This is a genomic window from Ruegeria sp. CJ6, from assembly GCF_056536665.1.
Window position 1 is genome coordinate 1 of record NZ_JBQFQB010000005.1, and the last position, 23,005, is coordinate 23,005.

Consider the following 23,005-nt stretch of genomic DNA (forward strand, 5'->3'; position numbering starts at 1 on the left):
CAAATCCTGCTCCCGCAACCAACTTTAGAAAATCCCAGAGCAGCCCGCGCAGACTACAATTGATCACCCCGATCAATTGCTTAACGATCAAACCTCGTCAGGCTCATAACCTGAAACTCAGAGGTTCAAATCCTACTCCCGCAAGCAATTGGGTCGAACAAAGCACCGAACAGACCGCCGCAGGGCGGCTTTGTTCGTTTTGAATCTCAACCAACGCAAATACACCGACAGTTCCTCAACAAGTTTAATCGCATACTTCCGTTCTAACGGGATCAACTTGATCTCCGATAGACAGCGGCGAATGATGGATGTCGTCTCGGCTTCTGTGCATTGAGCATTCAACGCTTCTTTTCAAAGTTAACTTGATGATTGTCGATGACTGAAGGCGGCTTTTGGGACGAAAGTTGTTAAGTGTCATTCATTAAACGCTACAGGTCAAAACCAGACAATCTGGTGCGATGTCTGCCGCAGATACAAACGTTTACCGGAACTCCAATCTCAGAATGGCAACATTTCAAACTGCCTATTCGAAGCGGTCTAAGTACGCTTTCGATTTGTCAAATTTTGTGTTGAAGGAACCCTTATCAAAGGTCTGAGACGGTATTGGCGCAGGTGGTAAGCCGGCAGAGACTACACTTCACACGACCAAGTTACTCGCAGCGAGTCAATGCGTTACGGAAAAATCAAGAAAACGTAGTTGAAGTAACATAATGCTTGCTGCGAATCGATGAGAGGCTTATTAACCGACCTATCGGTCACTTAATGATGTGAATTCAAATTCGGAGTAATCGACCTATGGACGCCTTTATCTGCGACGCCCAGCGCACCCCGATCGGACGATATGGTGGTGGACTAAGCCAGGTGCGCACAGATGATCTTGCCGCCCTGCCAATCGCTTCGCTTGTCGCGCGTAACCCACAGGTGGATTGGTCCAGTCTGGACGACGTGATTTATGGCGATGCGAACCAAGCCGGTGAAAGCAACCGCAATGTGGCGCGGATGGCGGCGTTGCTGGCAGGGCTGCCTGTGGATGTACCGGGAACGACAATCAATCGGCTCTGCGCGTCTGGCATGGATGCGGTGGGCATGGCTGCGCGCGCCATCAAGGCTGGGGATTATGACATGGCGATCGCGGGTGGGGTCGAAAGCATGTCGCGTGCGCCATTTGTGATGCCCAAGGCAACATCCGCCTTTACTCGTGCCAATGCCGTTTACGACACCACGATCGGCTGGCGCTTTGTGAACCCGAAAATGGAAAAGGAATTTGGTATCGACTCGATGCCCGAAACAGCGGATAACGTAGCGGAAGCTTATGGTATCAGTCGCTCCGATCAGGACGCGTTTGCCGAACGCAGCCAGGCCCGCTGGGCCGCGGCGCACCAGACCGGGGTGTTTCAGGAGGAGATCACCCCGGTCACAATCCCACAGCGCAAAGGTGACCCGGTGGTGGTCGATACGGACGAGCATCCACGTCCGGGGACTACAGCAGAGAAACTGTCTGGCCTAAAGGGCATCAACGGGGTGGACAAGACTGTGACCGCTGGAAACGCCTCGGGTGTTAACGACGGCGCGGCGGCGATCCTGATGGCGAATGAATCTGCTGCGGCAAAGAACGATCTGATCCCGATTGCCCGTGTGGTTGGCATGTCCGTTGCTGGGGTGGAGCCGCGCGTGATGGGCATCGGCCCGGTTCCAGCCAGCCGTAAGGTGCTTGCACGGGCTGGGCTCAGCATTGATCAGATGGATGTGATAGAATTGAACGAGGCGTTTGCCTCGCAGGGCCTAGCCACGCTGCGCGAACTCGGGGTGCCCGATGATGCGCCGCATGTGAACCCAAATGGCGGGGCGATCGCCATTGGCCACCCGCTTGGAATGAGCGGTGCGCGGCTAGTGATGACTGCTGCCTATCAACTGCGCCGCACCGGAGGCCGCTACGCGCTCTGCACCATGTGTGTCGGGGTAGGGCAGGGTGCCGCACTTATTCTTGAACGTGTGTAAGGGAGGAGACCTCACATGTACGCTCAGATGATCAAAACAGCCGGAACAGGCGTGAAATCCCGCGAGGAGATGACCGAGCAGGAACGCGCGTTTCAGGACAAGATCGACGCCGATATCAAGATCGAGCCCAAGGATTGGATGCCCGACGACTATCGCGCGACACTGATCCGTCAAATTGGCCAGCACGCACATTCTGAAATCGTAGGCCAGCTGCCCGAAGGAAACTGGATCACCCGAGCGCCAACGCTGGAGCGCAAGGCGATCCTGCTGGCCAAGGTGCAGGATGAGGCCGGGCATGGGCTGTATCTCTATTGCGCGGCAGAAACGCTGGGTGTCAGCCGGGATGAGATCACCGAGATGCTGCTGGACGGGCGCATGAAATACTCGTCGATCTTTAACTATCCGACACTGAACTGGGCTGATATCGGCGCGGTCGGATGGCTGGTCGATGGCGCTGCGATCATGAACCAGGTTCCGCTGCAGCGGACGTCCTTCGGACCATACTCGCGCGCAATGATCCGCATCTGCAAAGAAGAGAGCTTTCACCAGCGCCAGGGCTATGATGCGATCCGCAAGATGGCAGAGGGTACGCCAGAGCAGCGTAAGATGGCGCAGGATGCAATAAATCGACTGTGGTACCCGTCGCTGATGATGTTCGGGCCGTCGGACAAGGAAAGCGTGCATTCGGCGCAATCCATGGCGTGGAAGATCAAGATCAACACCAATGACGAGCTGCGCCAGAAATTCGTGGATCAGACCGTGCCTCAGGCCGAATATCTGGGTCTGAGTATCCCTGACCCGGACCTGAAATGGAACGAAGAACGGGGCCATTATGATTACACCGACCCGGACTGGTCCGAGTTTTTCGATGTGATCAAGGGCAACGGCCCCTGCAATGTCGACCGGCTGGCCGCGCGTAACAAGGCGTGGGACGACGGTAAATGGGTTCGCGACGGGCTGCTGGCTCATGCCCGCAAGAAACGCGCCGCAAATCTGGCTGCAGAATAAGACTGCCCTGAGGAGGATACCAAATGAACAACGAATGGCCCCTGTGGGAAATCTTCATCCGCGGACAACATGGCATGAGTCACCGCCATGTTGGATCGTTACACGCCCCGGACGCGGAAATGGCGATCAAGAACGCGCGCGATGTCTACACGCGCCGCAACGAAGGCGTTTCGATCTGGGTGGTTGAGGCCAACAACATCTCGGCCTCATCACCCAGCGACAAAGGTCCGCTGTACGAGCCCAGCGAAAGCAAAGTGTACCGCCATCCAACCTTCTTCGATATTCCCGAAGAAGTGGGGGCGATGTAATGAGTGTTCGGGTTTCCAATGACGCTTTGCTGCAGTTTCTGCTTCGGATGGGGGACAATACCCTGATCCTCGGCCATCGCGTCAGCGAATGGTGCGGTCATGCGCCTGTGCTGGAGGAAGACATCGCGCTGGCCAATACCGCGCTGGACCTGATCGGTCAGACTCAGATGTGGCTGGGTCTTGCGGGAGAGATCGACGGCGGCAAATCCGCCGATGATCTGGCCTTTCTGCGCGACGCCTGGGATTTCCGCAATGTGCTGCTGGTCGAAGTGCCGAACGGCGACTTCGGCCGCACGCTGATGCGTCAGTTCCTGTTCGATGCTTGGCATTCGATCATGCTGGGGCGTCTGATGACATCCTCTGACGACCGGGTCGCGGCGATCGCCGCCAAGGCCAGCAAAGAAGTTAGCTATCACCTCGAACGTTCGGGCGATACGGTTGTGGGCCTCGGCGACGGGACCGAGGAAAGTCATGCCCGCATGCAAGAGGCGCTGGACTATCTCTGGCCATATGTCGGCGAGATGTTTGCCAGTGACGATGTTGATGCAGAAATGGTTGCGGCGAGGATTGCCCCGAACCCGGCAGATCTGCGCGCAGAATATGACGCTCTGATCGAGCGTGTGCTGTCCGAGGCGACACTAACCATTCCCGAAAGCCGCTTTGCCCATAAGGGCGGGCGCGACGGTCGCATGCATACCGAGCATCTAGGACATCTTCTGACACAGATGCAGTGGCTGCAGCGCGCCTATCCCGGCGCGAAGTGGTAAGGATCAATGCGGGCTTCAACGGATCAGGTGTGGGAATGGCTGGACGCTGTACCAGACCCTGAGATTCCGGTGATCTCGGTCGTCGATCTGGGCATCGTACGCGATGTGCGATGGGATGATGACACTCTGACGGTTACCGTCACGCCGACCTATTCAGGCTGCCCGGCGACCTCGGTCATCAGCATGGATATCGAAACTGCACTGCGTGATCATGGAATCGACGATCTGCGGATCGAGACAAGTATCGCACCGGCTTGGACCACCGATTGGCTCAGCGACAAGGGCCGTGCTCGGCTCGAGGATTACGGCATCGCCCCGCCGCAGCCTGCAGGTGGACCTGAACGCTGCCCACATTGCGGTAGCAAGGCGGTTGAAAAGGTCAGCCAGTTTGGCTCGACCCCTTGCAAGGCCCATTGGCGCTGCACCGACTGCCTGGAACCTTTTGACTATTTCAAGTGCATCTGAGGGAGGATCACCGGATGGCACGCTTTCATGATCTGGAAGTTACCGATGTTCACAAAACCATCCGCGATGCGGTGGTCGTGACGTTGAAACCTGTAAACGGTTCAGCCGATGAATTCGACTTTACCCAAGGCCAGTACCTGACCTTCCGCCGCGATTTCGACGGGGAAGAACTGCGCCGGTCCTATTCGATCTGCGCGGGCAAGGATGAGGGCATTCTGCAGGTGGGGATCAAGCGCGTGGATGGCGGCGCATTCTCGACCTGGGCCAACTCCGATCTAAAGGTGGGCGATACGGTGCAGGCGATGCCGCCGATGGGCAGCTTTTACACCGCAATCGATCCCTCCGCCGAAAAGCATTATCTGGGCTTTGCGGGTGGGTCGGGCATCACGCCGGTTCTCTCGATCCTGAAGACGACGCTTGCCCGAGAACCACATTCGCGGTTCACATTGGTATATGCCAACAAGGGCGTGAACACGATCATGTTCCGAGAGGAGCTTGAGGACCTCAAGAACCTCTATATGGGGCGTCTGAACGTGATCCATATTCTGGAAACAGACGCGCAGGAAATCGAGCTTTTTACCGGTCTGGTCACGCAAGACAAATGTGCCGAACTTTTTGAACACTGGATCGATATTCAGAACGTCGACACGGCGTTTATCTGCGGCCCCGAGCCGATGATGCTGGGCATTGCCTCAGCCCTGCGGGCGCATGGGCTGAACGACGGGCAGATCAAGTTTGAACTCTTCGCCAGCGCTCAACCCGGTCGGGTCAAGCGCAAAGTAAGCGGGGCGGACACGGCATCTCAGGACAACCAGACCAAAACATCAATCACCATGGACGGGGCAACGCAAACGATCACCATGCCGAAGGATCAATCGATTCTCGATGCCGCGTTGGAGAATGCGATGGACGCGCCTTACGCCTGTAAGGCCGGGGTCTGTTCAACCTGCCGCTGCCGAGTGCTTGAGGGCGAGGTCGAGATGGTCGCCAATCACGCATTGGAAGACTACGAAGTCGAGAAAGGATACGTCCTGAGCTGTCAGGCCTATCCGATGACCGACACCGTTGTCGTGGACTACGATCAGTAGACGGAGGGAATGATGGCTGAAGACATGACAATCGAGAGCTATTTGGCAGCGGGTGGTGTCCTGAGTAATCCAACCAACGTGCCTCCGCGCTATCGTGCAGAGCTCATGAAACTGATGGCGACCTTCGTGGACAGCGAACTGGCCGGCGCAGCGGGCTTTGCCGACATCATAAATCTGGGCCCGGGCATCAAGGAACGCATCGCGGCGGCCAAGATTGTGCTGGAAAAGACCGACAACGCAGATCGTGTCCTGAAAATCATGGGCGAGTTCGGAGCCAACACTGACCGCTATGCAAATCACCATCCCTGGACCACACGTCTGGATCGTGATGCGGATATCGGGGCTACGCGGTCCGAACACGACATGCGCCTTGCTGTATTCAACTATCCGATCGAAGGATGGGAAGATGCCGTGGTTATGAACCTGCTGATGAGCCAGGCGGTTGACGTCCAACTCGCCCAGTTTTCGCAGATATCCTATCAGCCTCTGGCCGAGGCCTTCCGCGGGATTTCCCCGATCGAGGCGCGCCATGGGGAGCTTGCGCTTGAGGGTGCGGGCAAGCTGATCGAACAGGGAAAGGCTGCAGAAATGCAAGCGTCGGTCGACTATTGGTGGCCCCGGGTCGCGGCAAGTTTTGGGGCAGGCACAGCCGAGAAAACCGAAACGCTCCGCAAGCTGGGGCTGCGGCAATTAACCGGGATTGAGATGAAAGATCAGTGGACAGTAAAAGCGACCGAACAGGTCGAAAAGCTGGGACTTGAAGTACCCTAGCTTTCAAGGTTGGCGTTTACGGCTCAACAACCCATACTTCACGGCCAATCCGCGAAGCGTGCGACGCTTTCGCCGATCTTTCTTCAATGACTGCTGGGCTTTAGCACCACATTTCCGATTGAACTCAAAAACGTCAATCACCCGCTCGGCGCAGCCACAGGCTTCGCCCAGACCTACTTTGGCGAAATAGAATTTATCGAAACGATCAGGGCGTTGCATGGGTAACCTCCGCCCTTATTGAACCTCATCCTGACCGCAGAGCCAAATCAACTCTGTGCCAACAAGGGTTCAAAGGCCATCAACACCTGATAATGTCAGATTGCTTACCAACGCGGCGTAATCGCTGCGCGCGTTGGCATCCGCCCCGGCATTCCACATGTAGAACCAGTTCAACATTCCGAAAACGGACATGGTCGTGGCCCGAAGCTTGGCCGCATCATCCTTGAAAGTTGCAGGCGAGATGCTGGCGATGATGTCACTGACGAACACCACCAGATCCCTCTGATAGCCACGCAGCAGATTCTGCTGCTCTTCGGGCAATGCGGACATGCCGCTGGTTTGCACGCGATGCTCATCATCCACGCCTTGATAGGCCAGTAGGATTTCCCGCACCACCCGTTTCAAGCGATCCGCGGGTTCCATCCCATCAAGGTCCAAGCCGCAAACCTGGTCACGCAATTGCAGCAGGTAACTGTCGAGAATATCGAACAGAATGGCGTCCTTGCTGTCGTAGTAGTGATAGATATTGGCCTTGGATATCCCGCACTCCCGCGCCAGCTGAGACATTGACGCCCGATCAAATCCTTCCTGCGCGAAGACGCGGGCGGCGCATTTTAGGATGCGAGTTCGTTTATGGTCGTGGTCTTTTGCTATCGTGCGCGCCAAATCCTGACCCTCCGTCTGTCGCTTAACTGTCCCGATTGTCAATCACACGCCGGGCCTTGCCCTGTGAGCGTTCGACCTCGCCCGGCTCGCCTATATCGATCTCGGTCGAGATGCCAACCACCTCTTTAATCCGGCGAGATAGCATCCGAGCAGCGGCGGTTTTGCTCAGCTCATCGGCTGCATCTGGCGTTGCTTCGACATGCACGCGCATCGCGTCCATCCGGCCAGCTTTATAAAGTTCGATCTGGTAGTAGGGCGCCAGACCGCCGGTTGCCAGAACCTGCTCCTCGATCTGACTGGGGAAGACGTTGACACCTCGCAGAATGATCATGTCATCCGAGCGGCCCGTGATCTTTTCCATCCGACGCATCGACCGCGCCGTGCCGGGCAAAAGCCGCGTCAGGTCACGGGTGCGATAGCGGATCATCGGAAGACCTTCTTTGGTCAGCGTGGTAAAGACCAGTTCACCAATCTCACCATCAGGCATGACCTCGCCGGTCTGCGGGTCGATGATTTCGGGGTAGAAGTGGTCTTCCCAGATCACGGGCCCGTCTTTGGTTTCGACGCACTCATTGGCGACGCCCGGTCCCATGATCTCGGACAGGCCGTAGATATCGACGGCATGCATATCGAATGCTTGTTCAACCTCGGAGCGCATCGAATCCGTCCATGGTTCAGCGCCAAAGACGCCGACAGCCAAGGAACTTTCGCGCGGATCGAGTCCAATCTTGTGATACTGCTCAAGAATGTTCAGCATATATGATGGTGTTACCATAATCCCGTCTGGTTTGAAGTCAGTGATCAGGTCGACCTGCTTGCCGGTCTGCCCACCGCTCATCGGGACGACCGTGGCCCCCAGACGTTCGATTCCATAATGCGCGCCCAGACCGCCGGTGAACAGGCCATAGCCATAGGCGTTGTGCACCATGTCGCCCCGGCGCAAACCGCTGGCACGCAATGACCGCGCCACCAGATCCGCCCAGTTGTCTATGTCGCCTTGCGTATACCCCACGACGGTTGGCTTACCCGTGGTTCCCGACGAGGCATGAACACGAATGATCTGCTCACGCGGGACTGCAAACAGACCAAAGGGATAGTTTTCCCTCAGATCGTTTTTGTAGGTAAACGGAAACCGTGCCAGATCACTGAGGGACTGAAGGTCGTCAGGATGCACACCGGCCTCATCAAACCGCTGCCGGTACATAGGCACGTTGTCATAAGCATGGCGCAGCGACCATTTCAGCCGATCCAACTGTAGGTTGCGGATTTCATCAATCGAGGCGATCTCGATCGGATCAAGATCCGCCTTGTTCGGAGTAAGATCCTTCATGCCATCCCCCTCATCTCAGGTCTCGTCAAACACCGGGCCTTTGACCGCGCGGGAAAAGCCCCGAAATTCTGCGATCTTTTGTCCGGCTTGGTTGGTTATGGATACGTCATAGATGCCGCTGCGCCCTGTCAGGCTCAGTTCCGTTGCGCGGGCCGTCAGCAGATCACCGGATCGCGCGGGCGCGACGTAGCTGATCACATTGTGCTGGGCGACTGTGGACTGGTTGCGACTATTGCAGGCAAAGGCAAAGGCGCTGTCGGCCAACATGAATGTCACGCCGCCATGGCAGATCCCGTGCCCGTTGCAGTGATGGTCAGCCACCTGCAACGCCAGCGTCGCAGCGCCTTCATCCATCTCCACCAGTTCCATGCCTGCCCATTTCGAGGCATTGTCCCGCCCCCACATGGCAGCAGCGGCTTTCTGTGCGCGTTCCTTCGGCGTCATCTCATTCTCCCCGAAATACTGGCGCGCGCTTTTCCAGAAACGCAGTAACGCCCTCGGCATAGTCGACGCTTTCGCCGCAGGTTTTCATTGCGTCCGCCTCAGTCTCGAGATGATCGGTCAGGGTATTCGTGGCAGCCGCCTGTATCGTCTGTTTCGTCAGGCCAAGTCCCAGCGTCGGACCATTGGCGAACTGTTCCGTTAGTGCGCGCGCCTCGGTCAATAGTTCAGCGTCTGGAATTGCTTTCCAGATCAGCCCCCAATCCGCAGCCTGCTTTGCTGGCAGGGGTTGCCCAGTCAGGGCCAGCCCTTTGGCTCGGGCTTCACCCAGCAAACGTGGCAGATGCCAACTGCCGCCGGTATCAGGTATCAGGCCCACTTTGGAAAATGATTGGATAAACTTGGCGGAGTCAGCGGCAAGTACCACATCACAAGCCAGGGCTAGATTCGCACCAGCCCCGGCGGCAACGCCATTGACGGCGCAGACAACAGGTAATTCCAAGGACCTGATCAGGCGGACCAAAGGCGCGTAGAAGGTGCGAACCGTATAGCCCAAATCCGGCGGACCCTTCATCGTGGCAGGGTTTCGATCGCCCAAATCCTGCCCTGCGCAGAACCCGCGCCCCGCGCCGGTTAACAGCACCGCTCGTGCACCTCCGTCACGCGCGGCCTCAAGTGCAGCGCGCAGGGCATGGTGCATCTCATCCGTGAAACTGTTCAGGCGATCAGGGCGATTGAGTGTAATTTCAACCCATTGACCCATATTCTGCGAAATAATCGTGTCGGACATGCCCGGTTCGCTTTTCATAAGTTACAACAAACTTCTTGCATAAACCGAACGGTTGGTCAATAAATTCTATAGCCGTTTGTGACTCGGCGATCGGAAATGCACTTTGGCCAGCGGGCGGAACAGCATTTCTCGTCGTTGATAGTTACAAAACGTACCATTAACACATTCACGACTTGCGATTTTGAGGAGGAGACCCGGTCATGAAATTCACCAAGCTCACCACATTGTTGGCGTCTGCAACCTTGGCGGTGTCCGGCACCATTGCTTTTGCGGCTGACTACACCCTGACAATTTCCAGCTGGGCCCCACCCACCCACGGCATCAACGCAAAGATGTGGCCCAAATTCGTCGAAATGGTAGAGGAGGCGACTGACGGGCAGGTCACCGCAGAGCTTAAGCTGGGTATCGCTCCACCGCCTGCGCAGATGGACCTGATTATGGATGGCGCGGCCGATGCCTCGATTATCTTTCACGGCTATCAACCGGGACGCTTCGTCACCACCAAGCTGATCGAACTGCCTGGTTATGAAGGCTCGGCCGAGGACGCTTCGGTTGCTTACTGGCGCGCCTACGACAAGTACTTGAAAGCTGCTGACGAGCATCGTGGTGTCAAAGTCATCGCCTTGCACACGCATGGACCCGCGCAGCTGCATTCCAGCGCGCCAGTAACCACTCTGGATGAGGTTTCGGGCCTGAAAGTACGTATCCCGGGTGGCGTTGGCGGAGACGTTGGTGCGGCGCTTGGCGCGACCGGCATTCAGGTGCCCGCTCCGAAAGTCTATGAAACACTGGCATCGAAAGCCGCTGACGGCGTGGTCATGCCACTGGAATCGCGCAAGGGTTTCAAGCTGACCGAGGTTGCGCAGAACGTCTATGAGATGCCCGGTGGCCTCTATCGTGGTTCGTTTGCATTCATCATGAACGAAGACACCTTCGCAGATCTGCCACCCGAGCTGCAGACGGCGCTGGAAGAAAACGTATTCGGTGAACCGCTGAGCCGTGAGATCGGCAAAATCTGGGATGAGATCGACGCCACTGGACGTGAGGCAACCGAGGCGGCAGAAGGCAATGCCATCAACGCTGCCACAGATGCGGATATGGAGAAGTTCTCGGCCATCGCCGAAGACATCCGCGGCAAGGTCATCGCCGAGGTTGACGCAACAGGTGTCGACGCTCAGGCCGCATATGACATGATCAAATCGGAAATGTCCTCGAACTGATCCGACTGCAGGGCGGCTCTTGCGCCGCCCTGACTTACCCTGCGCGAGTTTCCCATGACCCCTATTATTCAGCTTGTGCGCCGTGCCAGCGCCCTTCCAGTGATCGTGGCCTGCATTGCACTGTTTATCCTGATGGTAATGACCTTTTGCGACGTGATCCTGCGTTCGGTCTTCAATGCGCCCATTGAGGCCGCCACCGAGCTGACGCGCATTCTGATGGCAATTCTGGTGTTTTCTGTCCTCCCGATCGTCTCCACCACCAATGGCCATATCGCGGTCGATCTGACAGACGGGTTCTTCCACCGTCTGCATCTGTCGCGTGCGCGGGACGTTGTGATCTATGTGGTCAGCGGCATCATGCTGTTCTGGCCGGTCCAACGCGTTTGGGTCCTGGCCGAGCGAGCGCGGGATTATGGGGATGTAACCGAATATCTTTCAATCCCCACCTACCTGATCGGCTGGTTCATTACCCTGTCTGTTGCCATCACTGCACTGGTGATGATCGCCACTGGGCTGCTAAGGGCCTTCGCCCCAAATACACTGTCGGAGCCTATGTAATGACCGCAGCGCTAATCGGATTTGCGATTGTATTGATCTTGGTGCTGGTGCGCCTTCCTATCGTCTTTGCCATGGGTCTGGTCGGCACATTGGGATTTGCCTATGAGCGTGGCGGCTCAATCTTTGATGAGCGCGGGATGAAGGCTGCCATGTCCATGGTGGGCCGACAGATCACCGACACTGCGCAGGACTATGGTCTGTCGGTTGTGCCGCTGTTCATCCTGATGGGCCTGTTCGTGAACAAGGGCGGCATGGCGCGCGAGCTTTATGCGGTGTCCAACGCCTTTCTTGGCCACATGCGCGGTGGCATTGCCATGGCGACGGTTGCGGCCTGTGGCGGATTTTCGGCTATCTGCGGATCGTCGCTGGCAACCGCCGCCACGATGTCAAAGGTCGCGATGCCGCAGATGCGGCGTTACGGCTATTCCGATGAACTCTCGACCGCCTCGATTGCCGCCGGTGGTACGCTTGGCATTCTGATCCCTCCATCGGTCATTCTGGTCATCTACGGGTTGCTGACCGAGACCTCGATCGGGAAACTGTTCATGGCGGGCATCATCCCCGGCATCCTCGGCATTCTGTTCTACCTCTTCGCCGTGCGCTGGACCGTCTGGCGCAACCCCGAGGCCGGTCCAGCCGGAGAGCGTGCCACATGGTCCGAACGCATCCGTGCGCTGGGCTCGGTTTGGGCGGTGCTGCTGCTGTTCTTTCTAGTCATTGGTGGGCTTTACGGAGCCTTCGATTTCGAGCCATTGAACTTGACCTTCTCCCCCACCGAGGCCGCGGGCATGGGCGCCGCCGGGGCCTTCTTGATTGCGCTCTTTCGCGGAGGGTTGACCGTAGGCTCAACTTTCGAAGTCCTGAAAGAGACCTGCTTTACCGCGTCTGCCTTGTTCGCGGTGTTGATTGGTGCGCAGATATTCTCGAATTTCATCAATCTGGCCGGTTTGCCCGAAGCCCTGATCGCGATGGTGACAGCCTATGATGTGGCTCCGTTTGTCGTGATCCTGATGATCCTTGGTATCTACATCATTCTGGGTTGCGTCTTCGAATCTCTCTCGATGCTGTTGCTGACGGTTCCGATCTTCTTCCCGTTGGTCACGTCTCTGGGCTATGACCCAATCTGGTTTGGCATCGTCGTCGTGGTTGTCACCGAAATCTCGCTGATCACTCCACCCGTAGGCCTGAACGTCTTCATCCTGAAAGGCGTGGTGGGCGACGTCTCAACCGGCACCATATTTCGCGGCGTCACTCCGTTCTGGATCGCCGATATTTTCCGCCTCGCGCTGATCGTGCTGGTGCCCATCGTGGTGCTGTATCTGCCGCAGCAAATGGGCGCTTTGGGACACTAGTCCCACCGCATCAAACAGGAGAACACCATGTCCCTGCATCAGATTTCCAGCTTCGCCGCTGGTACTTGGGTCGCGCCTGGAGAAGGCGCACGCACCATCGCATCCGCCATCACCGGCGCACCGTTTGCCAGCGCTGGCAATGCCGCGCTCGACGTGCAGGCGATGCTTGACTATGCGCGCAATACCGGTGGCCCCGCGCTGCGCAAGTTAACGTTCCACGACCGTGCTCGGATGCTCAAGGCGCTGGCGCAAGAGCTTTCGGCGCATAAACAAGCCCTTTACGGCCTGAGTTTCGAAACCGGAGCTACGCAGAAGGACCACCTGATCGATATCGATGGTGGCATCGGCACGATGTTTGTCTTTGCCTCAAAAGGCCGGCGCGAGATGCCGGATGCGCAGGTTTATCTGGACGGCGAAATCGAGCAGTTGTCACGCAATGGCACCTTTTTGGGGCAGCATATCTGCACGCCCCTGCAAGGGGTCGCGGTTCATATCAACGCCTTCAACTTCCCGGTCTGGGGGATGCTGGAAAAGCTGGCCCCGACGCTGCTGGCTGGCGTGCCTGCAATCGTCAAGCCGGCTACCAACAGTTGCTACGTCACCGAACTGGCAGTGCGGATCATGCTGGATAGCGGCATCCTGCCTGCCGGTGCGCTACAGCTGGTCTCGGGCGGGTTGGGCGACATGCTCGATCACTTGGATTGTCAGGATGTGGTCAGCTTCACAGGCTCGGCGAACACCGCGTTGAAGCTGCGGCAGACGCCTGCGATCTTGCAGAACTCGGTCCGGTTTGTGGCCGAGCAGGACAGCTTGAACGCTTCCATCCTCGGGCCCGATGCCACGCCCGGCACGCCCGAATTTGACCTGTTCGTCAAGGAAGTCTCGCGCGAGATGACCACCAAGGCGGGCCAGAAATGTACCGCTATCCGACGCATCATCGCGCCCCAGCTGCAGGTCGACGCCATAATTGCCGCGCTGTCTGACCGATTGGCAAATATCACCATCGGCGACCCCCGTTCCGACACCACTCACATGGGCGCGCTGGTGTCGAACGGGCAGAAAGCCGACGTTCTGGAAAAGGCAGCTCTGATCGGGCAAGAGGCTGAACGGGTTTATGGCAACCCCGACGCGTTCGACCTGCACGGCCCTGAAACCGGCGCATTCGTTCCCCCGATGCTGTTTTACTGTGCTGACCCCGACAAAGCGCAGCGCGTGCACGATACCGAGGCCTTCGGCCCAGTTTCGACCCTCATGGGCTACCGCGATCTGGATCATGCGGTGGCACTTGCCAATCGCGGGCAGGGATCTCTGGTCACGTCGCTGATCACTCACGACACAAACGTCGCGCACAACGTAGTGATGGGGACCGCAGCCTATAACGGGCGGATTTACATCAACGACCGCGACTCGATGGCTGAATCGACCGGCCACGGATCTCCGCTGCCCCATATGGTGCATGGTGGGCCGGGCCGTGCGGGCGGCGGTGAGGAAATGGGCGGCGTGCGCGGAGTGAAACACTATATGCAGCGCACGGCCATTCAGGGCTCCCCGCGCATGCTTAGTGGTATCAGCACCAAATGGGTGCCAGGAGCGCCCGAAATCCAAGGTCCGGCACATCCGTTCACCCGTAAATTTGGTGAGTTGCAGGTCGGAGAGACGCTGCACACAGCCTCGCGAACCATCACGCTGGAGGATATCGAACACTTCGCCAATTTCACCGGCGATACCTTTTATGCGCATATGGACGAGGACGCGGCGGCGCGGAACCCGTTCTTCCCCGGTCGTGTGGCGCATGGTTATTTGTTGCTCAGCTTTGCGGCGGGCCTGTTTGTCGAGCCGAACGAGGGGCCGGTGCTGGCCAATACCGGGCTGGACGGGCTGCGGTTCATGAAGCCCGTTGTTGCTGGCGACAGCATCAAGGTGCGCCTGACGGTAAAGCAGAAAACCCCACGCAATGACGATTATGGCGAGGTCCGCTGGCACGTGTCCCTGACCAATCAGGATGACGAACCGGTCGCAGAATACGAACTTTTAACCATGAACGCCCGCTGAGCCGCTATACTACCTGTTTTTCTTATTGGGCCTAATGGGTTAAACTGGGTCCATGACCGAAAAGAGCTCGTGGTTCGAAACGGCTGTGGCCGAACTGGCGGACCCGCAAGACCAGCGGGTCTGGTCGATTATCGTCTCGCTGTTTGGTGACATGGCACAAGAGCCCGGCGCGCAAATCTCGGGCGGTGTTCTGACCCGGATCATTGAGCCGATGGGCATCAAACCCGAAGCGATCCGCGTCGCTCTGCACCGGCTGCGCAAGGACGGCTGGATTGAAAGTGACCGGATTGGACGCGTCTCGCGCCATGTCCTCTCGGAATTCGGCCGGACGCAATCCGCCGCCGTCACGCCGCGCATATATGCGCGCGGTCCTTCGCCCATTGAAAATTGGCATCTTCTGATCGCCGAAGACGGGTCGGGCACTCAGGTGCTTGAGGACGTGATGCTCAGCGACGACTATATCCCCATTGGGCGCAACGTAGCGATGGGTGCGGGGCCTGTGCCCGATCAGTCGGACGGTTTGCTGGCCTTGGACATCTCTCCGCACGCAGCCCCCAAGTGGGTGCAGGATCGGTTGTGTCCACCCGAATTGCGTGCCTCTTGCAAGGCTCTTCTGGGCGCGGTCGAACGCGCGGCGAAGTCCCGCCCCGAAGGCTGGGCGCCTACACCCTTGCAGAGCGCAACACTGCGCACCCTGCTGGTGCATCGGTGGCGGCGCGTCGTGCTACGCCAGCCGGACTTACCTTTGGCTTTTTATCCTGTGGATTGGGCTGGCCCTGCTTGTCGCGATAGCGTGTTCGGGCTGCTTGATTTGCTGCCACGACCCTCAGCTGATGTGTTGAGCGGTACGAGTTGACCGCTGAGCGGTCCGTTCAACCATATTATCAGTGCGGCGCACATACCGGGTGCTGGGAGCTTTTCTGACCAAGTCATACCAATTTACACACCAATAATTAGGTTGCGGTTATCTGCCTGCCAATTCAGCCGTTCAGAAAACGCATGGTGCTATCGGGCCCCGGGCAATACCATCGCCTGAGCAAACCTACCGGAGATCCGTGATGTCGATTTTGCTAACGATTGTCTTGTTGCTGATGTCCCTTTTGCTGGGGATGCACATCTGGACTCGTCGCCTAACGCGGCAGGGCACCGAAATGGTGCCGCAACTGGGGCGGATCGTGCCCGTTCACGGTGGCAGCATTCACTATGTCGAAAAAGGCGACCCTTCCAACCCGACAATTGTCATGATCCATGGCCTATCAGGCCAATTGCAGCATTTTACGTATGCATTGGTGGATGATCTTGCTCAGGATTATCACGTTCTCGCGGTTGACCGTCCGGGCTGTGGCTATTCCACGCGCGATGCTGCCGAGTTGGCGGAATTGCCCGAACAAGCCCGCATGATCCACGAGTTTCTGGAAATAAAGAACGTCGATCAAGCCACACTGGTCGGTCATTCTCTAGGTGGCGCCGTGTCTCTTGCGATGGCACTGGATTATCCCGACAACACGGCGGCATTGGCGCTTCTGGCCCCCTTGACGCAACAAATGCCGGAACCGCCCGCCGTTTTCAAACCACTTGAAATCCGTACCGAGTGGCTGCGCAACCTTATTGGCAATACAATCGCTGTCCCGATGGCCCGAAAAACCGCGCCCCTCGTGCTGAAAGACGTCTTCGCACCCGAGCCCGCGCCCTCAGACTTCCTGAACCGTGCTGGGGGTGCCCTTGGTCTTCGCCCCTCGGCCTTTATCACCGCCTCACAGGATGTTGTTGGGGTGGAGGCCAGCATGGGTGCCCTGACTTCACGCTATAACGATCTGCGCGTGCCCGGAGGCATCCTGTTCGGCACAGAGGACCCGATCCTGTCCGCCGAGCTACACGGTGCGACAATGACGAAATTCGGCCTGACCTTTGAGGTCCTGGAACACCGGGGTCACATGATACTCATCACAGAACCCGAAATCTGCGCGCGTTTCATCCGCGAGATCGCCGAGAATTCCCGCACCCGGCTGGCAGAGCAGGATGCGCATTGAATAACGCAATAAAGAATCTCGGCAGGCACGCTTTTCCCTCTTGACCCTCCCCGGCCCCTCGCTTAAATCGCCTCTCACTCGTGGCGGAGTAGCTCAGTTGGTTAGAGCAGCGGAATCATAATCCGCGTGTCGGGGGTTCAAGTCCCTCCTCCGCTACCAGAACTTCCCAAACAAGTGCTAAGGCCCTGTTAGCTGCGTTTCCATTTGGATCGCGCCCTCGGGTTCCGTGCGAATTCAGACCAAGCACTGCAGTTCTTTGCGCTTCGTTGGTCTGAGGCCGCGAAGCAAGTTCTACCGCAACGTAAAAGGTTAGTTCCGGGCATGAACCGCGTGATTATGGTACTAAATCCGAGAAAATCAAATAAACCGAACGATCGGTCGAAAATGTAGTTGAATACGAACGCAGACCGGGCCAGTCTTTGATCGCGCCGTGTCCGGGGATTCCCCGATTTACTACTGGCATCGCATTTCGTCTGAGGAGGCACGATCATATGACCCAAGTCATCGGGTATGAGAAAGTGGGCGATATCGCCGTTTTGTCGGCTGAGAACCCACCCGTTAACGCGCTGGGCGTGGATGTGCGCCGGGGTTTGTTGTCGGCGATCGAACGTGCCGAAACAGAGGGCGCGCGCGCGGTTTTGATCTATGGTGAGGGTCGGACTTATTTTGCAGGCGCAGACATTCGCGAGTTTGGCAAGCCGCCACAGGACCCGTGGCTGCCCGCACTCTGTGATCGGATTGAGGCGTCGCCCTTGCTGGTGGTTTCTGCGTTGCATGGAACCGCGCTTGGTGGTGGGCTTGAGGTTGCCTTATCCTGTCATTATCGCGTTGCCGTGCCGTCTGCGAAGGTGGGGTTGCCCGAGGTTAATCTTGGTATCATTCCCGGTGCTGGCGGCACCCAGCGACTGCCGCGTGTTGCCGGAGTCGAGGCGGCATTGGACATGATCACAACGGGGCGGCACGTCCGAGCTCCAGAAGCGCTTGAGATGGGTGTGCTGGACAAAGTTCAGGATGGTGATCCGCGCGAGATCGGCCTGGCCTATGTCAGAGAGCTGCTTGCAACTGATGCAGCACGGCGCCCTGTTTGCGATATGGCCCGGCCCGCCCCAATCGATTTTGATGCGGCCTATAACGCGGTGCTGAAGAAGGGCCGGGGCCAACTGTCGCCTGCAATTGCAGTGCGGGCAATACAAGCCAGTTGCGAGGCCGAGGATTTTGCATCCGGTTTGGCACGCGAACGGGAATTGTTCATGGACCTGATGGCCTCGGATCAGCGCAAGGGGTTGATCCACGCATTCTTTGCGGAACGTGCGGTTGCAAAATTGCCCGAGTTGAATGGGGTCGAGCCGCGGGACCTGCAACAGGTCGGCGTCATCGGCGGCGGTACGATGGGCGCAGGGATTGCCACCTCAGTTCTGCTGGCGGGACTTCCTGTCGTGCTGCTTGAGATGTCACACGAGGCAGCGCGGTCCGCTAAAGATCGTATCGCGGCAAATCTGGCTGGCGCCGTGAGGCGCGGAAAGCTGAGCCAGGACAAACATGATGATATTCTGCAGAACCGGCTGACCCTGGCCACGGACTATGACGCACTGAGTGGCGTCGATCTGGTGATCGAAGCCGTGTTCGAGGACATGGCAGTGAAGAAAAAGGTTTTTGCGCAACTGGATGCGGTCTGCAAAAGCGGTGCGGTATTGGCGACCAATACCTCATACCTTGATATCAACGAAATTGCCGGATCGACCGAAAGGTCACGGGATGTCATCGGTCTGCATTTCTTCTCCCCAGCACATGTGATGAAACTGCTTGAGATCGTGGTGGCGGATCACACCGCGCCCGAAGTTGTGGCAACGGGTTTCGCGTTGGGCAAGAGGTTGGGCAAGGTGGCCGTTCGGGCAGGTGTGTGCGACGGGTTCATAGGAAATCGGATTTTGGGCACATATCGGGCCTGTGCTGATCACATGGTGCTGGATGGAGCGAGCCCGTTCCAGATCGACAAAGCGCTAACGGGGTTTGGATTTGCGATGGGACCCTATGCAGTGTCAGATTTGGCCGGATTGGACATCGGCTGGGCGGCGCGCAAGCGGAAACGGGCCGCAGGCCAGGATCCACGCGTTCGCGACAGTTTCTATGCCGACAAGCTGTGCGAGGCCGGACATTTCGGCCAGAAATCCGGCAAGGGCTATTACATATATGAAAATGGCAAGCGAGGTGGAGAGCCGAACCCCGAAGTGACAGCATTGATCGAAGCCGAGCGTGCGGCCCAGAACATAACTCCACGCGCGTTTACGGATGAGGAGATCATACGTCGCTATATGGTCGCGATGGTGAATGAGGCGGCGAAGGTGGTAGGCGACGGCATCGCGCGTAGACCGCTGGATGTGGACGTTACGCTGCTCTATGGCTACGGTTTTCCGCGCTACTGGGGTGGGCCGCTGAAATGGGCAGATTTGCAGGGTTTGCCGGGCGTATTCAACGATATTCGCAAGTGGGCTGAAGAAGATGCCTTTTTCTGGCAACCTGCACCCCTGCTTGAACAACTGGTGGCCGAGAACCGCTGCTTTGATGATCTCAACAAGGATGCCTGAAGTCTCGGGGCAAAGGCTCCCGCGCCTGCGCAACATTGGCTGCGCCAATATTGCTAGCCGCCTTGGGCCCGGCATCGCGCAAAGCGCGATGCCGGGCCCAACAGGAGGAGGCGTTTCGTAAGAAACGTCGACGACTGGCGGGAGGGTTTGTTGTTAACCCAGTGCACCTTCGGCAGCAGCCCGCACAGCGCGAATATTGTCGCCATAGACCGACGGGTTTGAAACTGACCCGCCTTTAAAAACTGCTGATCCGGCGACCAACACGTCAGCGCCTGCAGCGGCCACCAGAGGCGCTGTTTTGGGATCAACACCGCCGTCGATTTCGATATGCACCGGTCGGTCGCCGATCATCTCGCGCAAACGTTGCACTTTTGCGGTCATGTCGATGAATTTCTGCCCCCCGAAGCCAGGGTTGACGGTCATGACGCACACCAGATCAATCAGGTCCAACAGATGTTCGACGGCCTCGGCGGGCGTCCCGGGATTCAACGCGATCCCTGCTTTCATTCCCGCAGCGCGTATCGCCTGCAGCGTGCGGTGCGAATGCGGCCCCGCTTCGACGTGCGCGGTCAGCACATCAGCGCCCGCATCGGCATAGGCTTGAATATAAGGATCGACCGGAGTGATCATCAAATGCACATCCATGACGGTCTTAACATGTGGGCGAAACGCTTTGACCGCTGGGGGACCAAAAGTGAGGTTTGGGACAAAGTGGCCGTCCATCACGTCCACATGAACCCAATCCGCCCCTTGCGCTTCGATGGCCTGAATCTCCTGTCCGAAATTTGCGAAATCGGCTGACAGGATCGAGGGAGCGATCTTGATGGAACGGTCAAAGCTCATGACTGGCCTCATGTGGGTGTGCTGTTGCGGTGGCGTATACCCTCGACTCGCGTCAATGCATAGGCCTGACTGCGGTGAAGCTTATCGATAGATTCAATATACAAACCCGCCTGTTCAAAGCCTGCTCAGGCGCGATAGAAAAGATATCGATCGGGCGCGATGGTCTCGGGGCCTTCAATCTGCGCAAAACCCGTCAACGGTTGCCCTGAAATCAACAACCCACCGGGTCGCATGACCTGTTTGATCAGAGGGCTGAGGCGCGCCGCTTCGGCAACATCTTCTGACTTGATCCCGCGGCCGAAATCGTAGTGCGCCAGCGCGATTGTTTGGCCTGCGTCCGCCAGTTTACGCAACATCGGCTCGGCCTCACCCTGCAGGAAATCCTGTGCCGGTGGCGTGCTGTCGGGATGACACTGCAAGACGCGATCCATCACCCATATACGCCGAGAGGGCAGGATTTCACGCAGATGATCATAGGTACGTCCGTTACCTAGCCCCAGGTCCAGAACGTCCCCTTCCATGGTGCCGATCTGTGCGGCGGCCCAGTTTAGCCCGTCGCGTTGCGCCGTCAGGCGGCGCAGCATGGAATCCAGTCGGCTCATTCGGGCTCTCCTTGCGAGTTCAGTTACGTGGCGCGGTCCAGGGTGTGCCCGGTCCATCAAGCAGCCTGTGCAACAGATCCTGTGTAAACGTCCAGATGTCCTGATCATGGACCAGATGATGCGTCAACACCCCAAATGCTTCGGCATTGTCTGCGCGACCGGTGCGTCGGTCATGCAGCAGCTCAACTGTCTGTGCGATCAGTCTGTCAGGGTCGATTAAACCGCGCGTCCCGCGCCAGTCGATTGGATCGAGATGTGTGTTTATCTGCGCGAGGCCGGGCGCTGCGAGCGGTATCTTTCGGGGGGTCGCCGTCGACAGTATCCGATAGCCCAGCCCGTGAAGCTGCATGGCGACTTTGGAGTCGATCCGATTCCACGGGGGCACAAACATCGGACGCAAGTTGTCACCGAACAAACCTCGCAGCCGGGACAATCCAGCCTCGGCATCTGCAACTACCGCTTCAAGGGGCCGGTGCAGGCGAAATTCGGCTTTCTTCTCGTCTGCAGGCGCGTGGTTCTGATGCGCCCAGCCATGCACAACCGGGATCAAAACAGACTGATCCGACACATACTCTGCCAGCGCCGTCTGCGCCTCACGCGGGATTACCGCCAGATGGACTGGCAGGCCGAGCTGGTCTGACATGGCCGATAGCTTTTCTATCTGTGGTGTCACTGCAACCGCATCGTCATCACGCCACCACAAGGGCAGGGTCAATCCTGCATCCTGCCAGCGCCGCAACTCTGACTGCAAGGGGCGCCAATCAGGCCTCATCGGCTGGCCTCGTACAAGCTCACTGCAATATCCACTGACCGGCGCGCGCCATCAAACCCTTCGGTCATCGGGGGGCGTTCAACACTCGAAATGACATGCTCAAGCGCATTGGCCAGCGAGCCGGCGGTCAGGTCAGAACTGTTAAGCACCTCGATCCCGTTCAACTGCGAAAGAGATCGCGCGCGCAAAGATTGCTCAACCTCTTTGCCATCATCGAAGGGGATCAGAACCGCCGGGGTACCGCTTTGCAGCAGGTCCATGGCGGTGTTGTAACCGCACATGCTGACCGAGGCGGCGGCAAGCGGCAGCATTTGGCGAAAATCAGGGCGGACGGTTTCAAGAAGAACCGATGAACCCTCGGCCATTTGCGAAAGCTCGGCGATCCGCGCATTGGCATCCTGCCCGCCCACCAACAGGCGCCAGCGCCAGTTGGGCATCTTTCGGGCGGCCTCGATGGCCGCTTGAAAGATCGGCTGGCCGACCGACCCGCCACCCGCGCTGACCAATATCTCGCCCTGGCCTATGCCATCCGGATGACTTGGCGCAGCACTTGGGGCCACGAAACCGGTGTAATGCAGGCGCGATGCCAGTTGATCCGAGACAGGCCAACTGACTTCAAGTTCGGTGATCTTGGGGTCGGAATGGACCAGAACGCCGTCGTAAAACTCTGCGATAACCTCATCCGTTTGGGTTACCTTTGCGGGCTTCGATGGCGGCGCAAGAATGTCACGGATCGAACCAAGGATGACGGGTGGCCGAGGTAGGTCTCGTGCGGCTTTCAATGCAGATTTGAACTCCGCGGCCAAAGAGCGCCGCCCGAACGGATAAAGCTCGGTGATCAGAACCTGCGGCCCGAAGCTGCTTACCGCCTGCGTCAGGGCGTTTGTGCGCGCAGCGAAGTAGACCAAGTCGGCCACAGCGCCATTCTGATCAAGCAGGCGGGTGAAATCGGTGCCGTCAGACCGCAGCGGCGGTAAGTTCAGAAATGACAACCCACGTGTGTCAAGCTGTGGCGCAGGCATTCCGCCCGAGACCATAAACACTTCATGGTCCTGTTCGGCGAATGCGCGCCCCAATGTGAGGGCTCGGCTCAGATGCCCGGTGCCCAACAGATGGGTAACAACGATCATCACCTTCATG

General features: G+C 57.9%; 24 protein-coding genes and 1 tRNA gene. 16 read left to right on the forward strand and 9 right to left on the reverse strand.

The annotated features are described in order from the left end of the window. From ACR0BT_RS14785 to ACR0BT_RS14820, 8 genes are all read left to right on the forward strand, one after another. A partial coding sequence (locus tag ACR0BT_RS14785) for a hypothetical protein (protein ID WP_480763493.1) occupies nucleotides 1–203 on the forward strand: 203 nt, incomplete at its 5' end. A 592-nt stretch (nucleotides 204–795) separates the two neighbouring features. After that, nucleotides 796–1,998 carry a 3-oxoadipyl-CoA thiolase gene (pcaF, locus tag ACR0BT_RS14790; RefSeq protein WP_170511547.1) on the forward strand — a complete coding sequence of 401 codons (1,203 nt, stop codon included), beginning with the start codon at nucleotides 796–798 and terminating at the stop codon, nucleotides 1,996–1,998. Between the two features lie 15 nt (nucleotides 1,999–2,013). Next, nucleotides 2,014–3,006: a 1,2-phenylacetyl-CoA epoxidase subunit PaaA gene (paaA, locus tag ACR0BT_RS14795; protein WP_170404695.1), complete on the forward strand. Its 993-nt coding sequence runs from the start codon at nucleotides 2,014–2,016 to the stop codon at nucleotides 3,004–3,006. A gap of 23 nt (nucleotides 3,007–3,029) precedes the next feature. After that, nucleotides 3,030–3,314, forward strand: a complete 285-nt coding sequence (gene paaB, locus ACR0BT_RS14800) for a 1,2-phenylacetyl-CoA epoxidase subunit PaaB (protein WP_170404692.1) — start codon at nucleotides 3,030–3,032, stop codon at nucleotides 3,312–3,314. Next, nucleotides 3,314–4,081, forward strand: coding sequence for a 1,2-phenylacetyl-CoA epoxidase subunit PaaC (paaC, locus tag ACR0BT_RS14805; protein WP_480763494.1), 768 nt, complete (start codon nucleotides 3,314–3,316; stop codon nucleotides 4,079–4,081). Before paaB ends, paaC begins: the two co-directional genes overlap by 1 nt. A 6-nt stretch (nucleotides 4,082–4,087) precedes the next feature. Beyond that, the gene (paaD, locus tag ACR0BT_RS14810; protein ID WP_170511230.1) at nucleotides 4,088–4,546 is read left to right on the forward strand and encodes a 1,2-phenylacetyl-CoA epoxidase subunit PaaD; all 459 of its coding nucleotides are present in this window, start codon (nucleotides 4,088–4,090) and stop codon (nucleotides 4,544–4,546) included. 14 nt (nucleotides 4,547–4,560) lie between these two features. Then, nucleotides 4,561–5,634 (forward strand): 2Fe-2S iron-sulfur cluster-binding protein, encoded by a 1,074-nt coding sequence (locus tag ACR0BT_RS14815; protein WP_170397725.1) that lies wholly within the window; start codon nucleotides 4,561–4,563, stop codon nucleotides 5,632–5,634. A 12-nt stretch (nucleotides 5,635–5,646) separates the two neighbouring features. Next, on the forward strand, nucleotides 5,647–6,405 hold the full coding sequence (locus tag ACR0BT_RS14820) for a Phenylacetic acid catabolic protein (RefSeq protein ID WP_480763495.1): 759 nt from the start codon (nucleotides 5,647–5,649) through the stop codon (nucleotides 6,403–6,405). A gap of 3 nt (nucleotides 6,406–6,408) precedes the next feature. On the opposite strand, the gene ACR0BT_RS14825 is transcribed toward ACR0BT_RS14820, so the two are convergent. The 5 genes from ACR0BT_RS14825 to paaG all read right to left on the reverse strand — a co-directional run bounded on the left by ACR0BT_RS14825 (nucleotide 6,409) and on the right by paaG (nucleotide 9,851). Beyond that, nucleotides 6,409–6,624: a hypothetical protein gene (locus ACR0BT_RS14825; RefSeq protein ID WP_170511540.1), complete on the reverse strand. Its 216-nt coding sequence runs from the start codon at nucleotides 6,622–6,624 to the stop codon at nucleotides 6,409–6,411. A gap of 69 nt (nucleotides 6,625–6,693) precedes the next feature. After that, nucleotides 6,694–7,290, reverse strand: a complete 597-nt coding sequence (locus ACR0BT_RS14830; RefSeq protein WP_170397716.1) for a TetR/AcrR family transcriptional regulator — start codon at nucleotides 7,288–7,290, stop codon at nucleotides 6,694–6,696. Nucleotides 7,291–7,312: 22 nt separating this feature from the next. Then, nucleotides 7,313–8,620 (reverse strand): phenylacetate--CoA ligase PaaK, encoded by a 1,308-nt coding sequence (paaK, locus tag ACR0BT_RS14835; RefSeq protein ID WP_170397713.1) that lies wholly within the window; start codon nucleotides 8,618–8,620, stop codon nucleotides 7,313–7,315. 15 nt (nucleotides 8,621–8,635) lie between these two features. Continuing rightward, complete coding sequence (gene paaI / locus ACR0BT_RS14840) at nucleotides 8,636–9,064, reverse strand: hydroxyphenylacetyl-CoA thioesterase PaaI (RefSeq protein WP_170397710.1); 429 nt, start codon at nucleotides 9,062–9,064, stop codon at nucleotides 8,636–8,638. Between the two features lies 1 nt (nucleotide 9,065). Further along, nucleotides 9,066–9,851, reverse strand: coding sequence for a 2-(1,2-epoxy-1,2-dihydrophenyl)acetyl-CoA isomerase PaaG (paaG, locus tag ACR0BT_RS14845; RefSeq protein WP_480763496.1), 786 nt, complete (start codon nucleotides 9,849–9,851; stop codon nucleotides 9,066–9,068). 200 nt (nucleotides 9,852–10,051) lie between these two features. Between paaG and ACR0BT_RS14850 the strand changes: the two genes are divergently transcribed. The 8 genes from ACR0BT_RS14850 to ACR0BT_RS14885 all read left to right on the forward strand — a co-directional run bounded on the left by ACR0BT_RS14850 (nucleotide 10,052) and on the right by ACR0BT_RS14885 (nucleotide 19,648). After that, nucleotides 10,052–11,071 carry a TRAP transporter substrate-binding protein gene (locus ACR0BT_RS14850; RefSeq protein WP_170397704.1) on the forward strand — a complete coding sequence of 340 codons (1,020 nt, stop codon included), beginning with the start codon at nucleotides 10,052–10,054 and terminating at the stop codon, nucleotides 11,069–11,071. A 54-nt stretch (nucleotides 11,072–11,125) separates the two neighbouring features. Beyond that, complete coding sequence (locus ACR0BT_RS14855) at nucleotides 11,126–11,629, forward strand: TRAP transporter small permease (RefSeq protein ID WP_223117615.1); 504 nt, start codon at nucleotides 11,126–11,128, stop codon at nucleotides 11,627–11,629. Continuing rightward, nucleotides 11,629–12,981, forward strand: coding sequence for a TRAP transporter large permease (locus ACR0BT_RS14860; RefSeq protein WP_170397698.1), 1,353 nt, complete (start codon nucleotides 11,629–11,631; stop codon nucleotides 12,979–12,981). Before ACR0BT_RS14855 ends, ACR0BT_RS14860 begins: the two co-directional genes overlap by 1 nt. Before the next feature lie 27 nt (nucleotides 12,982–13,008). Beyond that, a complete protein-coding gene (paaZ, locus tag ACR0BT_RS14865; protein WP_480763497.1) occupies nucleotides 13,009–15,033 on the forward strand; it encodes a phenylacetic acid degradation bifunctional protein PaaZ in 2,025 nt (674 codons plus the stop codon). A gap of 52 nt (nucleotides 15,034–15,085) precedes the next feature. Further along, on the forward strand, nucleotides 15,086–15,889 hold the full coding sequence (locus ACR0BT_RS14870; RefSeq protein WP_480763498.1) for a PaaX family transcriptional regulator C-terminal domain-containing protein: 804 nt from the start codon (nucleotides 15,086–15,088) through the stop codon (nucleotides 15,887–15,889). A 202-nt stretch (nucleotides 15,890–16,091) separates the two neighbouring features. Next, a complete protein-coding gene (locus ACR0BT_RS14875) occupies nucleotides 16,092–17,063 on the forward strand; it encodes an alpha/beta fold hydrolase (protein ID WP_480763499.1) in 972 nt (323 codons plus the stop codon). A gap of 82 nt (nucleotides 17,064–17,145) precedes the next feature. Beyond that, nucleotides 17,146–17,222, forward strand: a tRNA-Met gene (locus tag ACR0BT_RS14880). Nucleotides 17,223–17,554: 332 nt separating this feature from the next. After that, nucleotides 17,555–19,648 carry a 3-hydroxyacyl-CoA dehydrogenase NAD-binding domain-containing protein gene (locus tag ACR0BT_RS14885; protein WP_480763500.1) on the forward strand — a complete coding sequence of 698 codons (2,094 nt, stop codon included), beginning with the start codon at nucleotides 17,555–17,557 and terminating at the stop codon, nucleotides 19,646–19,648. A gap of 153 nt (nucleotides 19,649–19,801) precedes the next feature. Here ACR0BT_RS14885 and rpe read toward each other — a convergent pair whose 3' ends face one another. The 4 genes from rpe to ACR0BT_RS14905 form a co-directional block, all read right to left on the reverse strand. Next, complete coding sequence (rpe, locus tag ACR0BT_RS14890) at nucleotides 19,802–20,491, reverse strand: ribulose-phosphate 3-epimerase (RefSeq protein WP_480763501.1); 690 nt, start codon at nucleotides 20,489–20,491, stop codon at nucleotides 19,802–19,804. Nucleotides 20,492–20,616: 125 nt separating this feature from the next. After that, entirely contained in the window at nucleotides 20,617–21,093 is a 477-nt protein-coding gene (locus tag ACR0BT_RS14895) for a class I SAM-dependent methyltransferase (RefSeq protein ID WP_170397683.1), read from the reverse strand. A 19-nt stretch (nucleotides 21,094–21,112) separates the two neighbouring features. Beyond that, on the reverse strand, nucleotides 21,113–21,865 hold the full coding sequence (locus tag ACR0BT_RS14900) for a polysaccharide deacetylase family protein (protein ID WP_480763502.1): 753 nt from the start codon (nucleotides 21,863–21,865) through the stop codon (nucleotides 21,113–21,115). Next, nucleotides 21,862–23,004: a glycosyltransferase family protein gene (locus ACR0BT_RS14905; protein WP_480763503.1), complete on the reverse strand. Its 1,143-nt coding sequence runs from the start codon at nucleotides 23,002–23,004 to the stop codon at nucleotides 21,862–21,864. The genes ACR0BT_RS14900 and ACR0BT_RS14905 overlap by 4 nt, the downstream gene beginning before the upstream one ends. Between the last annotated feature and the right edge of the window lies 1 nt (nucleotide 23,005).

Bases quoted from the DNA above. Each gene is read 5' to 3' on its own strand.
- ACR0BT_RS14855 (WP_223117615.1), top strand. From the start codon at position 11,126: ATGACCCCTATTATTCAGCTTGTGCGCCGTGCCAGCGCCCTTCCAGTG.
- paaG (WP_480763496.1), bottom strand. From the start codon at position 9,851: ATGTCCGACACGATTATTTCGCAGAATATGGGTCAATGGGTTGAAATT.
- ACR0BT_RS14860 (WP_170397698.1), top strand. From the start codon at position 11,629: ATGACCGCAGCGCTAATCGGATTTGCGATTGTATTGATCTTGGTGCTG.
- pcaF (WP_170511547.1), top strand. From the start codon at position 796: ATGGACGCCTTTATCTGCGACGCCCAGCGCACCCCGATCGGACGATAT.
- paaC (WP_480763494.1), top strand. From the start codon at position 3,314: ATGAGTGTTCGGGTTTCCAATGACGCTTTGCTGCAGTTTCTGCTTCGG.
- paaA (WP_170404695.1), top strand. From the start codon at position 2,014: ATGTACGCTCAGATGATCAAAACAGCCGGAACAGGCGTGAAATCCCGC.
- ACR0BT_RS14870 (WP_480763498.1), top strand. From the start codon at position 15,086: ATGACCGAAAAGAGCTCGTGGTTCGAAACGGCTGTGGCCGAACTGGCG.
- paaZ (WP_480763497.1), top strand. From the start codon at position 13,009: ATGTCCCTGCATCAGATTTCCAGCTTCGCCGCTGGTACTTGGGTCGCG.
- ACR0BT_RS14820 (WP_480763495.1), top strand. From the start codon at position 5,647: ATGGCTGAAGACATGACAATCGAGAGCTATTTGGCAGCGGGTGGTGTC.
- ACR0BT_RS14895 (WP_170397683.1), bottom strand. From the start codon at position 21,093: ATGAGCCGACTGGATTCCATGCTGCGCCGCCTGACGGCGCAACGCGAC.
- ACR0BT_RS14885 (WP_480763500.1), top strand. From the start codon at position 17,555: ATGACCCAAGTCATCGGGTATGAGAAAGTGGGCGATATCGCCGTTTTG.
- ACR0BT_RS14815 (WP_170397725.1), top strand. From the start codon at position 4,561: ATGGCACGCTTTCATGATCTGGAAGTTACCGATGTTCACAAAACCATC.
- ACR0BT_RS14900 (WP_480763502.1), bottom strand. From the start codon at position 21,865: ATGAGGCCTGATTGGCGCCCCTTGCAGTCAGAGTTGCGGCGCTGGCAG.
- rpe (WP_480763501.1), bottom strand. From the start codon at position 20,491: ATGAGCTTTGACCGTTCCATCAAGATCGCTCCCTCGATCCTGTCAGCC.
- paaB (WP_170404692.1), top strand. From the start codon at position 3,030: ATGAACAACGAATGGCCCCTGTGGGAAATCTTCATCCGCGGACAACAT.
- ACR0BT_RS14850 (WP_170397704.1), top strand. From the start codon at position 10,052: ATGAAATTCACCAAGCTCACCACATTGTTGGCGTCTGCAACCTTGGCG.
- paaD (WP_170511230.1), top strand. From the start codon at position 4,088: ATGCGGGCTTCAACGGATCAGGTGTGGGAATGGCTGGACGCTGTACCA.
- paaK (WP_170397713.1), bottom strand. From the start codon at position 8,620: ATGAAGGATCTTACTCCGAACAAGGCGGATCTTGATCCGATCGAGATC.
- ACR0BT_RS14905 (WP_480763503.1), bottom strand. From the start codon at position 23,004: ATGAAGGTGATGATCGTTGTTACCCATCTGTTGGGCACCGGGCATCTG.
- ACR0BT_RS14825 (WP_170511540.1), bottom strand. From the start codon at position 6,624: ATGCAACGCCCTGATCGTTTCGATAAATTCTATTTCGCCAAAGTAGGT.
- ACR0BT_RS14875 (WP_480763499.1), top strand. From the start codon at position 16,092: ATGTCGATTTTGCTAACGATTGTCTTGTTGCTGATGTCCCTTTTGCTG.
- paaI (WP_170397710.1), bottom strand. From the start codon at position 9,064: ATGACGCCGAAGGAACGCGCACAGAAAGCCGCTGCTGCCATGTGGGGG.